At 57.2% G+C, this 13,235-nt stretch carries 13 protein-coding genes and 1 pseudogene; 7 read left to right on the forward strand and 7 right to left on the reverse strand.

The window, feature by feature from the left end; genetic code table 11:
* Nucleotides 1-34: 34 nt before the first annotated feature.
* From GM154_RS09145 to GM154_RS09155, 3 genes and pseudogenes are all read left to right on the forward strand, one after another.
* A complete protein-coding gene (locus GM154_RS09145) occupies nt 35-784 on the forward strand; it encodes a spermidine synthase (protein ID WP_219652002.1) in 750 nt (249 codons plus the stop codon).
* Nucleotides 785-1,023: 239 nt separating this feature from the next.
* Nucleotides 1,024-2,731, forward strand: a pseudogene (locus GM154_RS09150) (DEAD/DEAH box helicase).
* A 94-nt stretch (nt 2,732-2,825) separates the two neighbouring features.
* Nucleotides 2,826-3,479 carry a thiopurine S-methyltransferase gene (locus GM154_RS09155; protein WP_019365068.1) on the forward strand — a complete coding sequence of 218 codons (654 nt, stop codon included), beginning with the start codon at nt 2,826-2,828 and terminating at the stop codon, nt 3,477-3,479.
* A gap of 31 nt (nt 3,480-3,510) precedes the next feature.
* Here GM154_RS09155 and GM154_RS09160 read toward each other — a convergent pair whose 3' ends face one another.
* The gene (locus GM154_RS09160) at nt 3,511-4,896 is read right to left on the reverse strand and encodes an adenylate/guanylate cyclase domain-containing protein (protein ID WP_010798032.1); all 1,386 of its coding nucleotides are present in this window, start codon (nt 4,894-4,896) and stop codon (nt 3,511-3,513) included.
* A gap of 223 nt (nt 4,897-5,119) precedes the next feature.
* On the opposite strand from GM154_RS09160, the gene GM154_RS09165 reads away from it, so the two are divergent.
* Nucleotides 5,120-5,680, forward strand: coding sequence for an NAD(P)H nitroreductase (locus tag GM154_RS09165; protein ID WP_219652003.1), 561 nt, complete (start codon nt 5,120-5,122; stop codon nt 5,678-5,680).
* Here GM154_RS09165 and GM154_RS09170 read toward each other — a convergent pair.
* The 4 genes from GM154_RS09170 to GM154_RS09185 form a co-directional block, all read right to left on the reverse strand.
* Complete coding sequence (locus GM154_RS09170; protein WP_219652118.1) at nt 5,661-6,995, reverse strand: HAMP domain-containing sensor histidine kinase; 1,335 nt, start codon at nt 6,993-6,995, stop codon at nt 5,661-5,663. The two genes, GM154_RS09165 and GM154_RS09170, sit on opposite strands and share 20 nt — an antisense overlap.
* A 61-nt stretch (nt 6,996-7,056) precedes the next feature.
* Entirely contained in the window at nt 7,057-7,503 is a 447-nt protein-coding gene (locus GM154_RS09175; RefSeq protein ID WP_150347567.1) for a Spy/CpxP family protein refolding chaperone, read from the reverse strand.
* A gap of 130 nt (nt 7,504-7,633) precedes the next feature.
* On the reverse strand, nt 7,634-8,311 hold the full coding sequence (locus tag GM154_RS09180; RefSeq protein ID WP_010798036.1) for a response regulator transcription factor: 678 nt from the start codon (nt 8,309-8,311) through the stop codon (nt 7,634-7,636).
* 78 nt (nt 8,312-8,389) lie between these two features.
* Nucleotides 8,390-8,974: a septation protein A gene (locus tag GM154_RS09185; protein WP_019365064.1), complete on the reverse strand. Its 585-nt coding sequence runs from the start codon at nt 8,972-8,974 to the stop codon at nt 8,390-8,392.
* 62 nt (nt 8,975-9,036) lie between these two features.
* Between GM154_RS09185 and GM154_RS09190 the strand changes: the two genes are divergently transcribed.
* The 3 genes from GM154_RS09190 to GM154_RS09200 all read left to right on the forward strand — a co-directional run bounded on the left by GM154_RS09190 (nt 9,037) and on the right by GM154_RS09200 (nt 11,392).
* The gene (locus GM154_RS09190; protein ID WP_010798038.1) at nt 9,037-9,909 is read left to right on the forward strand and encodes a PHP domain-containing protein; all 873 of its coding nucleotides are present in this window, start codon (nt 9,037-9,039) and stop codon (nt 9,907-9,909) included.
* Nucleotides 9,906-10,538 (forward strand): L-threonylcarbamoyladenylate synthase, encoded by a 633-nt coding sequence (locus tag GM154_RS09195; RefSeq protein ID WP_150347565.1) that lies wholly within the window; start codon nt 9,906-9,908, stop codon nt 10,536-10,538. Before GM154_RS09190 ends, GM154_RS09195 begins: the two co-directional genes overlap by 4 nt.
* A 119-nt stretch (nt 10,539-10,657) precedes the next feature.
* Nucleotides 10,658-11,392 (forward strand): ScpA family protein, encoded by a 735-nt coding sequence (locus GM154_RS09200; RefSeq protein ID WP_167517283.1) that lies wholly within the window; start codon nt 10,658-10,660, stop codon nt 11,390-11,392.
* On the opposite strand, the gene GM154_RS09205 is transcribed toward GM154_RS09200, so the two are convergent.
* Together GM154_RS09205 and GM154_RS09210 are read right to left on the reverse strand one after the other, a co-directional pair.
* Nucleotides 11,393-12,118, reverse strand: a complete 726-nt coding sequence (locus GM154_RS09205; RefSeq protein ID WP_219652005.1) for a cobalt-precorrin-6A reductase — start codon at nt 12,116-12,118, stop codon at nt 11,393-11,395.
* On the reverse strand, nt 12,115-13,206 hold the full coding sequence (locus GM154_RS09210) for a cobalt-precorrin-5B (C(1))-methyltransferase (RefSeq protein ID WP_219652007.1): 1,092 nt from the start codon (nt 13,204-13,206) through the stop codon (nt 12,115-12,117). Before GM154_RS09210 ends, GM154_RS09205 begins: the two co-directional genes overlap by 4 nt.
* Nucleotides 13,207-13,235: the final 29 nt, after the last annotated feature.

A 13,235-nucleotide genomic window follows, 5' to 3' on the forward strand; every position in this document is an offset into this window, starting at 1 on the left:
CCTAAGATGGTGTGCTCTGTATAAAGGAGTCGACATGGACACTCAGGAGCGGTTACTGGCGGAAGTACACGACGAACATGGTCGTATTCGAGTCGTGGAAGCAGGAGAATACCGCTTTCTCGAGTTTGGAGACGAAATCGAGCAGAGTTGCGTATCGACTGCCAATCCCGGCTGGCTGGAATATGAGTATGGCCGGGCCATGCTGATAGGCGCGCTTTGCCATCCTGAACCACGGCGGGCGGTATTCATGGGCTTGGGTGCCGGAACACTGACGCGTGCCTGCCTTGACCATCTGCCATTGCAGGATGTCGAGGCAATCGAGCTGCGCGAAGCGGTACCGCCGCTGGCTCGACAGTATTTCGGTCTTGGTGATGATCCGCGCCTGCATATCCGCATTGGCGATGCGATGGATCTGCTGGACAGCTGCGAGCCAGCCGATCTGATTTTCGTCGACCTCTATACGGATGTAGGCCCCTCAGCCGCTCATTTGGCATGGGGGTTTCTGACAGGCTGCCAGAGCCGTCTCAATCCTGGTGGCTGGCTCATCATCAATCAGTGGAGCAGTACCGACGACAAGCCCCTGGGATCTGCATTCCTGCGTGGCATGTTCAGGCACCACTATTGGGAGTGCCCGGTGCCTGAGGGCAATGTCATCATTCTGGTGCCAGCCAGCTTCGAGCAAACCCTGGACCGGAGCGGACTGGCGGTACGTGTCGGTGCCATGGAGAAGAAGACTGGTTACTCACTGGGCCATCTGGTCGATCTGATTCGTCCGGCGAGCTAAATGCTTAGCCTCGAAAGCATTTTTGAGAAAGGCTGGGCTAATCCTGAGTTTTCCGGTATGATACGCCTCGGTCTTTTCAGACCTTTCCGTTCAGGAACTGCATTTTCCCGGTTCGCACCGGCCATAGCCTTGCAGTGCGAACTATTCCAGATGTAACACCACGTAATTTACTCATTCGCAAATCCTCACCTCGTCTGCCTGGGTGACTTCGGTCTATCGGAAATTAGCAGCACTAGGTCTTGGGTCTTTGCGATGTACAGAGGCAAGACAATGACCCAGGAAATCGGCGGTTTCGCCGCTCTCGATCTTAATCCTAACGTACTGGCGGCAATCAAGTCCGTTGGCTACGAAGAACCTTCTCCTATTCAGGCCCAGTCGATTCCAGTCATTCTGGCTGGCCACGACATGATCGGCCAGGCTCAAACGGGTACTGGCAAGACAGCCGCTTTTGCGCTTCCGTTGCTGTCCCGTATCGACCCTGCTCGCCGTGAGCCACAAGTCCTGATATTGGTGCCAACCCGTGAGCTGGCCCTGCAAGTGGCAACAGCCTGCGAAACCTACTCAACAGAAATGCCGGGCGTTAAGGTCGTTGCCTTATACGGTGGCGCGCCCATGGGCCCACAACTGCGCACGCTGCGTTTGGGCGCTCAGGTTCTGGTTGCTACGCCAGGCCGCCTGTGTGATCACCTTCGTCGGGATGACAAGATACTGTCCACTGTTGGACGTCTTGTACTCGACGAGGCGGATGAAATGCTCAAGCTGGGCTTCATGGACGATCTCGAATTCATTTTCGAAGCGATGCCTGAGTCGCGTCAGACCGTGCTGTTCTCCGCTACGCTGCCGCCGTCGATCCGTGCGATCGCTGAGCGTCATCTGAAAGAGCCCAAGCACATCCGCATTGCAGCCAAGACCCAGACAGTTGCCCGTATCGAACAGGCTCACCTGATGGTTCACGCTGATCAGAAGCCAGCCTCCGTGCTGCGTCTGCTGGAAGTGGAAAACTTCGATGCCCTGATTGCTTTCGTGCGTACCAAGCAAGCCACGCTGGACATGGCTGAAATGCTCGAGCGTCAAGGCTATCGCGTCAGTGCCTTGAACGGCGACATGCCCCAGGCTCAGCGAGAAAAAGTGATCGAGTCGCTCAAGGACGGATCGCTGGACATCGTGGTTGCAACAGACGTTGCTGCGCGGGGTCTGGACGTGTCTCGTATCACGCACGTACTGAACATCGACATGCCCTATGACCCAGAGTCCTACGTACACCGTATCGGTCGTACAGGTCGTGCCGGTCGTGAAGGTCGTGCGCTGCTGCTAGTAACGCCGCGTGAGCGTCGCATGCTGCAGGTCATCGAGCGTGTAACAGGTCAGAAGGTTGGCGAGATTCGCCTGCCTGATGCCGAAGCGGTACTGGAAGCCCGCATTTCCCGCCTGGCGGACAGTCTGGGTGCGCTACTCGCGGACGCAGAAGAAAACCGCGGTGCGCTGCGTGACGAGCTGTGCGAGCGTCTGCAGTGTGATCCGACAACATTGGCCGCTGCGGTATTGGCCAAGCTGACTGCTGGCCGTGCGCTGGATATCGACACGGTTCGCCGTGAGCAGCCGCTGACACCGGCGCCTCGCTCCGATCGTGGCGAGCGTCAGAGCAGTGGTGGTCGCAGTGAGCGTGGCGAGCCACGTGATCGTCGTCCGATGGCGCCACTGCCGGAGGGTCGCGTACGTTGCCGTACAGCCCTTGGTGCACGTGATGGCATCGCTGCCAAAAACCTGCTGGGTGCTATCCTTAATGAGGGTGGTGTTCAACGCGAGGCGATTGGTCGTATTCAGATCCGTGAATCCTTCAGCCTGATCGAGTTGCCGGAAGAGGGACTCGAAGGGCTGCTGAATCGTCTGAAAGATACGCGTGTAGGTGGCAAGCCGCTGCGTCTGCGTCGTTATCGCGAAGACTAAGCAGTGTGATCTGCAAAAAGCCCTGGCCTTGTGCCGGGGCTTTTTGTTTTCGGGTGTTGGATGCCTACTGTCTAGTTATCAGCAAGGAGGTCATGTGGAAGCAGCATTCTGGATATCCAAGTGGGAGCGCAACGAGATCGGTTTTCACGTGCCTGAAGTCAGTGCTTATCTCACACGAAACTGGGCGTCACTGGAGCTAGCTGCCGGGTCGCGTGTACTGGTTCCGCTTTGTGGAAAAACACTGGATATGGTCTGGCTGGCAGAGCAGGGCTATCAGGTCGTGGGCATTGAACTCTCCCAGGTGGCGGTCGAGTCATTCTTTGCCGAGCAGGGACTAAGCCCGATGCAGGAAAAGCGCGGTGATCTGGTGCTCTACAAGGCGGGACCTTATGAAATTGTGCAAGGTGATTTCTTCAAGGTAGGCGCAGAGCAAGTGGCGGCATGCGCTGGCTTCTATGACCGAGCAGCCTTGATTGCCTTGCCGGAAAACATGAGACCTTCTTACGTTAAGCAGATGGGCAGGCTTATGCCAGCCAAGGCGAAGGGACTCCTCGTAACTCTTGAATATGACCAGGACCAGCGCGCGGGCCCGCCGTTTTCAGTGTCGGAGCACGAACTCCATGCCTTGTATGGCTCTGCTTGGGGGCTGACCTGTCTGGAGCGCAATGATGTACTGGCGGAAAACGCCAAATTCGCCCGGCAGGGGGTGATCCGGCTTGATGAGGTGGTGTACCGAATCAGTCGGTAGGAAAGGGGGGCAGCAATGCGCTGCCCCTGAGTCAGAGAATGACTTTGTCTCGCAGCTTTTCAGCAGCCTGCTGCAAGGCCTGGATGACTTTTTCCTTGTCATAATTCTGGATGCTATTGGTATCCAAGTACATGGAAAAGCCTGGGGCTTCATGCTCCATGTAACTGGGTGAAGCGCCCAGATCACGGCGGAAGTCCACAACCTGATAGATCTGAACTGGACGGCTGAAGCCCTTTACGCTGATCTGGCTTTTATCCCGGCACATGATGACGTCCTTGATCAACGAGTAGGTTTCGTGGCTGATCAGAATTTCCCCGGCATCGGCCGCACTTTCAAGTCGGCTGGCAAGGTTTACTTCACGGCCGATGATTGTGTAGTCCATCCGTGTGCTGGCACCGAAGTTACCGACCGTGCAGTAACCCGTATTGAGGCCCATTCGGATTTCCAGAGGCTTGGTAATGCCCTGGCTACGCCACTGCTGCCTGAGAACTTTCATGTGCTTGCGCATGGCGATGGCCATGGATACCGCTGCAACCGCGTCCTTCTTCGCGCCTTGGGTATTGGGATCACCAAAGAACACCATGACGCAGTCCCCTACGAATTTGTCGATCGTACCACCGTACTTGATGGCAATTTTCGACATCTCGTTGAGGTAGTTGTTGAGCATGTCCGTCAGCGCTTCGGCTTCAAGCTCTTCGGACAGCTCCGTAAAGCCTTTGATGTCGGAAAAGAACACGGTGAGCTTTTTACGCTGGGTCTCCAGAATGACGTTCTTTTTGCCGGTAAAGATCGACTCCCATACTTGAGAAGGCAGGTACTTGGAAAGATTGTGGGCTAGGTTCGCGGCTTTTTCATGTTCAAGCTTGAGTTCTTCCTGCGCCTGGCGCAGGCGAAGCCGCTGTTCATACATGAAGTACGCTGTCATGCAGAGGTGCAGACTGGTGCCTACGATACTGACAAAGGTAACCAGAAGCGGTGTGTGCGGTTCGATGTGCTCCAGCGCGACCGCACTGGTCGCCAGTAGAGCGCTGAAGGCTGTCAGCAATGCAATAGCAGCATAGCGACCCCCTCCCATCAGCAGGGAGGTAAACGTCAATAGCAGCAGGACCATGAAGCTGGGTACCAGCGAAAAGCCCAGCAGCAGAATGCTGATACCCGCATGCACCGAGTCGATGAACAGCAAGATCAGGTCGGTTTCCTGGTTGCGGTTGCGGCGGAAGCGTATGCTGACCTGTTGAGCCACATGGGGATACAGCAGCGTGTAAGGCACCAGCCACAAAATGTTGTATGCGAAGTGGTGGGCATAGGCGCCTGCGGCAATGGTGGCTGCCAGGGCAAGGTAGGCCAATGCGCGAGAATAGTATTCGCCTAGGTACTCGGATGGGCTGTTGGCGTGTCGATGGGTCAGAAACTTCATAGAGTCGAACCATCTGGAAGAAAAAGTGATGCCATAGTAACCCTCAAAAGTCTTGCAAAGAGCTGTGCCAGAATAGCGTCGCTGGCGAGCGCGATCTTATCTGAGGTCGTTATTCTCGTCCAAAGTCTTTACTTGTTACCGATGAGCAGAAGTTTGGCATGGAGTAATGGCACAATTCAGCCGGTCTGTACAACAACGATCGTTTTGATGAAAAGAGGTGTTCATGGATGCACTCGATGTGCTGCTCAACCGCGTTTCCGTTGCTCGCTTGACCGAGCCTGCCCCTACGGCAGAGCAGTTGGAAACCCTCTTTGCTGCCGCGTTAAGGGCGCCCGATCATAAGCAGCTGCGCCCTTGGCGCTTCCTGACGATTCAGGGGGAAGGGCGCCGGGCGCTGGGCGAGTTGTTTTCAAGGGCGGTTCTGGCTCAACGCCCAGAGAGCCCGCCCGAAGCCTTGGCCAAGGCGCGCAACATGCCTATGCGTGCGCCTTTGCTGGTGGTGGCTGTGGCCTGCATTCAAGAGCACCCTAAAGTACCTGCGCAGGAGCAGATCCTGGCAGCAGGATGTGCCGCTCACGCTCTGGAGCTGGCAGCTTATGCCATGGGGTTAGGCGCTATATGGCGCTCCGGCGATCTCACGCATGATCCTGTCGTACGCGAAGGGCTGGGCATTGATGCTCACGAGGAAATCGTCGGTTTCATTTACCTGGGGACGCCGGAAGTTACTCCGCGCAAGCCGGTAGCGTTGGAAACGAAGCAATTCGTCAAGACTTGGCCGGCGTAATCAGGCTTGCGGGAAGCTCCAGTGTGGCGACGAACCCACCCTCGGGATGGTTGGCGAACACGAGCTTTCCCCCATGTCGCTCGACCGCGCGCCGGGCGATGGCCAGGCCCAGGCCGTAACCCTGACTCGTCTGGTTGGCCGCACGATAGAAGGGTTCGCCCAACCGTGGTAGGTCTTCATTCGCCACCCCTGAGCCGTGATCGCGCACTGCGATAGTCAGTGTTCCCCCGGTCTGGTGGGCTGTAATTTCCAGAGGCGTTTCAGGTGGATTGAAGCGCAGTGCATTACGGATCAGGTTATCGATGGCGCGTTCGAGCAGGTCAGGCCATCCGTGCAGCATCAGGGTGGCGGGCACACTTACCTCGATCCGCTGCTCGGGTGCGGTCAGCTGAGCGTCATCGCACAGGTGTTCGATGAGTGCATTCAGAGGGATGTCTGCTCTGTCGCCAGATTCGCCGTCCAGGCGGGCCAGCGCCAGGATCTCACCGATTAGCGTTTCCAGACGATTGCATTCCTGTTCCAGTCTGGGCCACATGGCGGCGCGATCTTCAGGGGTCGCGCGCTCGGCCAGCGCAAGGGCAATGCGAAGTCGGGCAAGAGGCGAGCGTAACTCGTGAGAGACGTCTCGAAGCAGTTGACGCTGGCTGACTATGAGACTTTGCAGGCGGTCGCCCATTCGGTTGAAGTCCTGCGCCAGTACGCCAAACTCGTCTCTTCGCCGAGAAAGCTTGGCAAGGCTGTCCTGCTGATAGGCCGTACGTCCCAGATCATGCACAGCGCTGCGCAGGCGGTTCAAGGGTCGGGTAATCGCCAGCGTTAACAGCAGACTGAACAGCGTCAGAACTACAAAGGCAATGACCAATACACTGATAGGGAAGAGCACTGAATCGCGCCGCCAGGCGTTCAGCTCGGGCAGTGGGATATGGTAAATGAACAGGTAACTGCGCCCGCTTTCGCTGCTGGTATATTCCGTAGTAATCCGGCGCCAGGGCGGCGGTCTTCTGGGGCCGCGTTTTTCCATTTCCATGACGTGCGGGGGGAGGGTGCCGGGCACCAGTGGCGTCCCGTTCTCGCCCAGTACCTGTATATCGACGCCAAAGCGGCGCTTACGGTGTTCGAGCAATCGTTGGGCCGCGTCCTCGCCTTCATGCTCGTAGCGCTCGACCCACTTGGCGGGCAGCTGTTGAAGGCCGGGATGGCGGGAAAGGATCCAGGAATCCTGATCGAGAATATGCCCCAGGAGCATGGTCAGGCCGACTGCCGACAGGATTGCCAGCCAGAAGGTACCGAATATTCGCCAGAACAATGTTCTCAATACCATGTGGAACCCTGGTTTGGATGGAAAACTGCCCAGCTGGGCTGGGCAGTTTTAGGCATCAATTGGATTTGTGTTCTTTCTTCCACTGCTGGAATTCAGCCCATTCCGCTTTGCGCTGTTCCTGCTTCTTGGCCAGCTCGTCGAACTTTTTGCGCTGATCAGGCGTGAGCTGATCGCGAATGGTCTTCTGCGTCTTTTCGCGGTTGGCCTTGAGCTCATCCTTCATGGCCTGGCGCTCTTTTTCTGGCAACTTGTCCAGGTACTTGTGAATGATGTCCTGGCGATCGTGCATCTCCTGACCCATCAGCTTACCGATAGTACGGTGCTGCTCAGGCGTCAGATCAAGTTCCCGGAACGGGCCGCCCATCATGTCGCGATGTCCCTTGGGACCGTCCATATGCATGCCGGGCGGGGATGGCGGCATGTCATCGGCTGGCGCAGGTGCTGCAAAAGACAAGGTAGGCAGCAGGGAAGCGAACAGCAGGGCGGGAATCATCTTACGCATAAGGTTCTCCTTTTTGAGAGCCGGTATCGACCGGATGAGTCCACTTTAGCGGAGGCAAGGTCAGGCGCCGTCAATCAAGGTAAAGCTTGGGTAAATACGCAGTCAGTAAACTGTGTCAGTACCGTGCCGCCTATTCACTATAATAATAGCCGCGGCCTCTAATAGCCATGATGCGGGGTCTGCCATCCGCATGGGCACCCAGTTTCTTGCGCAGATTGCTGACATGCATATCGAGGCTGCGATCGTAAAGCGTAAGCTTACGTCCCAGGGCAATCTGGGCCAGAGCCTGTTTATCCAGAGGGTCACTGGGTTGGCGAAGTAGGGCTTCCAGAATGCGGCTCTCGGTAAGTGTCAGGTTGACCTCGTGCTCGCCGATGTTAGCGACGCCTCGGGCAACGCTCAACGACAGATCGCCCAGCTGTAAACGGGCTGCGGGCTGCGCCGGGTGGCTGCGGCGTAGAACGGCGCGCAGGCGCGCAGTCAGCTCTCGTGGGTCGCAGGGTTTGGCCAGATAGTCATCCGCGCCCAGCTCCAAGCCCAGGATGCGATCCAGGGGTTCGCCACGGCCGGACAGCATCACGACAGGTAGCTCGGGGTAGTCGCTGCGTAGCTGCTTGAGCAGCTCTAGACCACTTCCATCGGGCAGCATGACGTCGAGTACCACTGCAGAAGGGGTGTGGGCAGCCAGTTCCTGGCGTGCAGTCACGCCATCGTGGCTGGCGCGTACTTCGAATCCTTCCTGCTGCAACCAGGCACTTAGCAGATCGCAAAGCTCACGATCGTCATCGATCAGAAGAATTTGGCTCATTACGTTAGGCTCGTCGGGAACCGGAAGCAGGCTGCCGACGTATGACAGGCCGGCAGTTGTATGAAGACTTCAGCGGTTCTAGGATTTCTTGGAGTCGCTGTCATGCAGATGCCTGGACAGGTAAATGCCCTGACCAATCATGAAGAGCAGCGTCATGCCCAGGCTGCCAAACACCTTGAAGTCCACCCAGATGCTCTCGAACGTAAAGGCAACGAACAAATTGGCAAAGCCGCAGACCAAGAAGAAGATGATCCAGGCAATGTTGAGGCGTACCCAGATCGCATGGGGCAGGGTCATGGCATGGCCCAGCATCCGCTCGATCAGCGGTTTATCACCAATGAAATGACTGCCGATGAAGGCCAGGGCAAACAGCCAGTTGACCACAGGCGCTTTCCATTTCAGGAAAGTTTCGCTGTGGAACGCCAGGGTCATGCCACCAAACACCAGACAGGCCACCAGCGTCAGCCACTGGCCTTTCTCCAGACGTCGCTGCTGGATGAAAAGGATGCCATAGACGATGACTGACGCAATGATCAGAACCGCTGTTGCACTAAAGATGCCGCCCAGTGAGAAAGCATGACCTGCGAACTCGACGGTTCGAGGTTCAAGCTTGAAGACGATGAAGAACAGAAGCAGGGGGATGAAATCGATAAGTTGTTTCATTTAAGCAGCCGGAGCCAAGACATCCGGGCATAATAACAGACGAATCAAGACGAGGAACCAGGATGCGTGTCGATCTGCACTGCCACAGTACGGCTTCCGATGGGACATTGGCCCCGGCCGAGGTGGTTGCACGCGCCTATGAGCGGGGCGTTCGGTTACTGGCCCTGACCGATCATGACACCTTGGAAGGATTTGCCGAGGCGCGACAGACGGCCGATAAGCTGGGATTGACGTTGCTGACAGGCGTTGAGCTCTCCTGTACCTGGGGCGGCGCGACCATCCATGTATTGGGCTACGGCTTTGACAGCGACTCTCCAGATTTGAAGCAGGCGCTGGAGGCCCTTTACACGGGGCGTTGGGCGCGGGCCGAAGAAATTGATCGACGTTTGGCTGCCAAGGGCATGCCGGGGGCGCTTGAAGGCGCTCAGGCTATTCAGCAGGCGCTGGGTGATAGCCGTAATGCGCCTTCCCGCCCTCATTTCGCTGAGTTTCTAGTGCAGGCAGGTTATGTTAAGGACAGGGGCGAAGCATTCCGCAAATGGCTGGGCGGAGGCAAGATCGGTGATGTCAAGCAGCACTGGCCGACCCTGGAGGAAACAGTCACAACCCTGCGTGCGGCCAAGGCGTGGATCAGTCTGGCTCATCCATTGGCTTATGACTTTACACGGACTAAACGGCGCAAGCTGATCGGTGACTTCATCATGGCCGGCGGGCATGCCCTGGAAGTGGTCAATGGGGTCCAGCCAGCCGAACAGGTTGGCATGTTGGCAATTCTGGCGCGTGAGTTCGGTCTGATGGTTAGTGCCGGAAGTGATTTCCATACACCGAGTGACTGGTCTGACCTGGGCATGTACCGCCCGGTCCCTGAAGACCTACCTCCGCTGTGGGCACGGTTCGGTCATGCCATCTACCCAGCCAGTCAGGAGCCAACGTGAGCCAGTACATCGAGATACATCCGGAAAATCCCCAGCCGAGGCTGATCCGTCAAGCCGTGGATATCATTCAAAGCGGCGGCGTGATCGCTTATCCCACCGACTCGTCTTATGCATTGGGCTGTCGGATCGGTGAGAAAAATGCCGTAGAACGCATCCGGCGAATTCGCCAGCTGGACGATAAGCACAACTTCACTCTGGTATGCCGCGATCTTTCCGAGCTTGGTTTGTATGCCAAGGTCGACACGAGCACCTTTCGACTGATCAAGGCGCATACGCCAGGACCTTATACCTTTATTCTCAACGCCACCCGTGAGGTGCCACGCATTCTGCTGCATCCCAAGCGACGTACCATTGGTGTGCGGGTGCCCGAACATCCCATCACTCAGGCGCTTCTGGAAGAGCTGGGGGAGCCGCTGATGAGTGTCAGCCTTATCATGCCCGGCGAGAAAGAGTCGCTATCCGACCCTTATGAGATGAGAGACCAGCTGGACCATCTCGTTGACCTGATCATTGATGGTGGAATGGGGGGACTTGAGCCCTCTACGGTGGTCAGCCTGACCGACAGCGAGCCGGAAGTTCTACGTGTTGGTGCTGGTGATCCAGAGCCGTTTGAGCGTGAGCGTGCATGAGCGAGCCAGGCAGTCCTGACGTGAACGAGCCTTCGGCACGCATAGAGGCGGCAGTACCGCTGGTTTACGGGCAGGCTTTTACCGAGCTGCCACAGGACTTGTATATCCCGCCAGATGCGCTGGAGGTCTTCCTCGAAGCCTTTGAGGGACCGCTTGACCTGCTGCTTTACCTGATCCGCAAACAGAATATCGATATTCTCGATATTCCAGTGGCTGAGATCACGCGGCAGTACATGGGTTATGTCGAACTCATGAAATCGGTTCGTCTGGAGCTTGCTGCAGAGTATCTGGTCATGGCAGCCATGCTGGCGGAGATCAAGTCGCGCATGTTGCTGCCTCGCTCTTCGGAGGTGGAAGAGGAAGAGGATGACCCTCGAGCTGAATTGATTCGCCGGTTGCAGGAGTACGAGCGCTTCAAAAAAGCTGCTGAGGATATAGATACTTTGCCTCGGGTAGGGCGTGACATTACCGTACCCACTTTACCGGCACCTGACGCCAAGGCGCGCAAACTCCTGCCGGATGTGGGGCTGAACGAGCTGATGCTGGCCATGAGTGAGGTTATGCGGCGGGCGGATCTCTTCGAGAGCCATCAGGTATCACGGGAAGTCTTATCGACTCGTGAGCGCATGAGCGATGTGCTCGAACGCCTCAAGGGGGGGCAGTTCGTACCCTTTATTGCCTTGTTTACCGTCGAAGAAGGCCGTTTAGGTGTGGTGGTGACATTCATGGCTATCTTGGAGTTGGTAAAGGAATCGCTGATCGAATTGGTACAGAACGAGCCCTTTGCAGCGATTCATGTACGGGCCCGAGGCGAAGACGCGCCTGTTGCCGATGCAGATATTGCCCAGTCCTGACTACCGGCCTAGGCCTAGCGCCGTCATCAGGGAATCGATTGCAGTAAATGTCTGGTCCGCCTGTGGTAATGGGGGGCGAGCACGCATCAGGACAGGGATTTTCAAGTCGCGCGCAGCGATCAGTTTAGCCTCGGTGGCGCTGCTGCCGCTGTTCTTGCATACAATCACCTCGATCTCTTGATCTTTCAACAAGGTGTATTCGTCTTCTATCCGGAATGGTCCTCGTGCGTTCAGGAGCGTAACGTTGGAACGACTCTGCTCCGAAGTGACCAGGCAGCGAACCCACCAGCGCTGGTGAGGGGGTATCTCATCGATATGGGTTAGAGGCTCTCGTCCGAGCGCCATCAGGACGCGGGCAAAGGGATAAAGCTGGGCCGTCAGCTCGGGCCAGTGATGCCATTCCCGCCACTCATCACCCGCGCAAGGATGCCAGGCCGGACGATGCAGCATCCAGTATGGGATACCTGTTTGTCTAGCGGCTTTCTGAGCATGTCGGCTGATCTGTTCAGCGTACGGATGGGTTAGATCGAGCAGCAAATCAATTCGTTGTTCATGAATGAAACGGACTAGCCCATCGGTACCGCCAAGGCCACCTACGTGGCAGCGGCAGGGTAAGTCATCGGGTATCTGACCCAGGCCAGCCAGGCTATAGATGGCATTAGCGGGAAGCTGATAGGCAAGACACAGACCTTCGCGAGTGCCGCCCAGCAGCAGAATCTTCTTCAAGACGCGCTCCCCATCAGATTGCCGGCGCGGTCGATGGCAAAAACGTCCAGTGCCGTGGCATCGGGCAGTTTACTGAGCGCCACATTACGGGCGAGTCGGCAGATATGGTCAGCCAGGAGGAAACCGGCCTCATGGGAAAGCTTGAGCGCTTGTTGACTGGTAGTGCAGGAAGCAATAGCCGCTTGCAGGGAGGCACCTGCGCCGAGAGCTGCCGCCTGCTCAGCCAGCCAGGGCAGGTCTATGCTGGAGCTACGGCTGTGGAGATCCATGTGTCCGGCTGCCAATTTGCTGATCTTGCCAAAACCGCCACAGAGAGACAATCGTGGCACTGGAACGCGCTTGGTATGTTTTAAGACCGCGCCGACAAAATCTCCCATCTCGATCAAGGCAATTTCAGGCAGGCCGAAGTGGGTCCGCATGGCCGCCTCGCTGGCATTGCCGGTACACGCAGCCAAGTGAGACTCTCCATTGGCGCGGGCAACATCAATAGCCTGCTGAATTGAGGCGATATAGGCTGCGCAGGAAAAGGGACGAACGATGCCGCTGGTACCCAGAATCGACAGCCCTCCCAGGATGCCCAGGCGGGCATTCATAGTCTTTTGCGCCAATACTTCACCCTTTTCAACGCCGATAGTCACTCGGAACCCGCCAGGGTAGCCAGCCTCAAGGGCGAGCCGCTCCAGATGGTGGCGCATCATCTGCCGGGGTACCGGGTTGATAGCGGGCTCACCAACCTCCAGTACCAGACCTGGTCGGGTTACTGTGCCAACACCAGGACCTGCTAGAAAGGTAATACCGGGCTCGGCTGTCAGCTCGACCTGAGCGAAAACCCGTGCGCCATGGGTAACGTCCGGGTCATCTCCAGCATCCTTGATGATCGAGGCGGTGGCACCCGTAGCACTACGCTCGCAATGCTCGATGCGAAGCAGAAGGGTTTTCCCGCCCTTGGGCAGATCGATGGTCAAGGCATCACAGGTTTCGCCACGCAAGAGCAGGCGTGCCGCTGCCAGGCTTGTGGCCGTGGCGCAGCTGCCTGTTGTAAAGCCGCTGCGCAGCGGACCTTTACGCTCGGGAGATTCCTCGCGCATGGGCGTTGAGTCGTCCTTCAGCCCACCAC

Origin of the sequence: Pseudomonas sp. MAG002Y, from assembly GCF_019400845.1 — a bacterium.
Classification (GTDB): domain Bacteria; phylum Pseudomonadota; class Gammaproteobacteria; order Pseudomonadales; family Pseudomonadaceae; genus Chryseomonas; species Chryseomonas luteola.

Coding starts and splice junctions, on each gene's coding strand:
- GM154_RS09190 (WP_010798038.1), top strand. CDS start 9,037: ATGCGTGTCGATCTGCACTGCCACAGTACGGCTTCCGATGGGACATTG.
- GM154_RS09165 (WP_219652003.1), top strand. CDS start 5,120: ATGGATGCACTCGATGTGCTGCTCAACCGCGTTTCCGTTGCTCGCTTG.
- GM154_RS09180 (WP_010798036.1), bottom strand. CDS start 8,311: ATGAGCCAAATTCTTCTGATCGATGACGATCGTGAGCTTTGCGATCTG.
- GM154_RS09175 (WP_150347567.1), bottom strand. CDS start 7,503: ATGCGTAAGATGATTCCCGCCCTGCTGTTCGCTTCCCTGCTGCCTACC.
- GM154_RS09160 (WP_010798032.1), bottom strand. CDS start 4,896: ATGAAGTTTCTGACCCATCGACACGCCAACAGCCCATCCGAGTACCTA.
- GM154_RS09185 (WP_019365064.1), bottom strand. CDS start 8,974: ATGAAACAACTTATCGATTTCATCCCCCTGCTTCTGTTCTTCATCGTC.
- GM154_RS09210 (WP_219652007.1), bottom strand. CDS start 13,206: ATGCGCGAGGAATCTCCCGAGCGTAAAGGTCCGCTGCGCAGCGGCTTT.
- GM154_RS09145 (WP_219652002.1), top strand. CDS start 35: ATGGACACTCAGGAGCGGTTACTGGCGGAAGTACACGACGAACATGGT.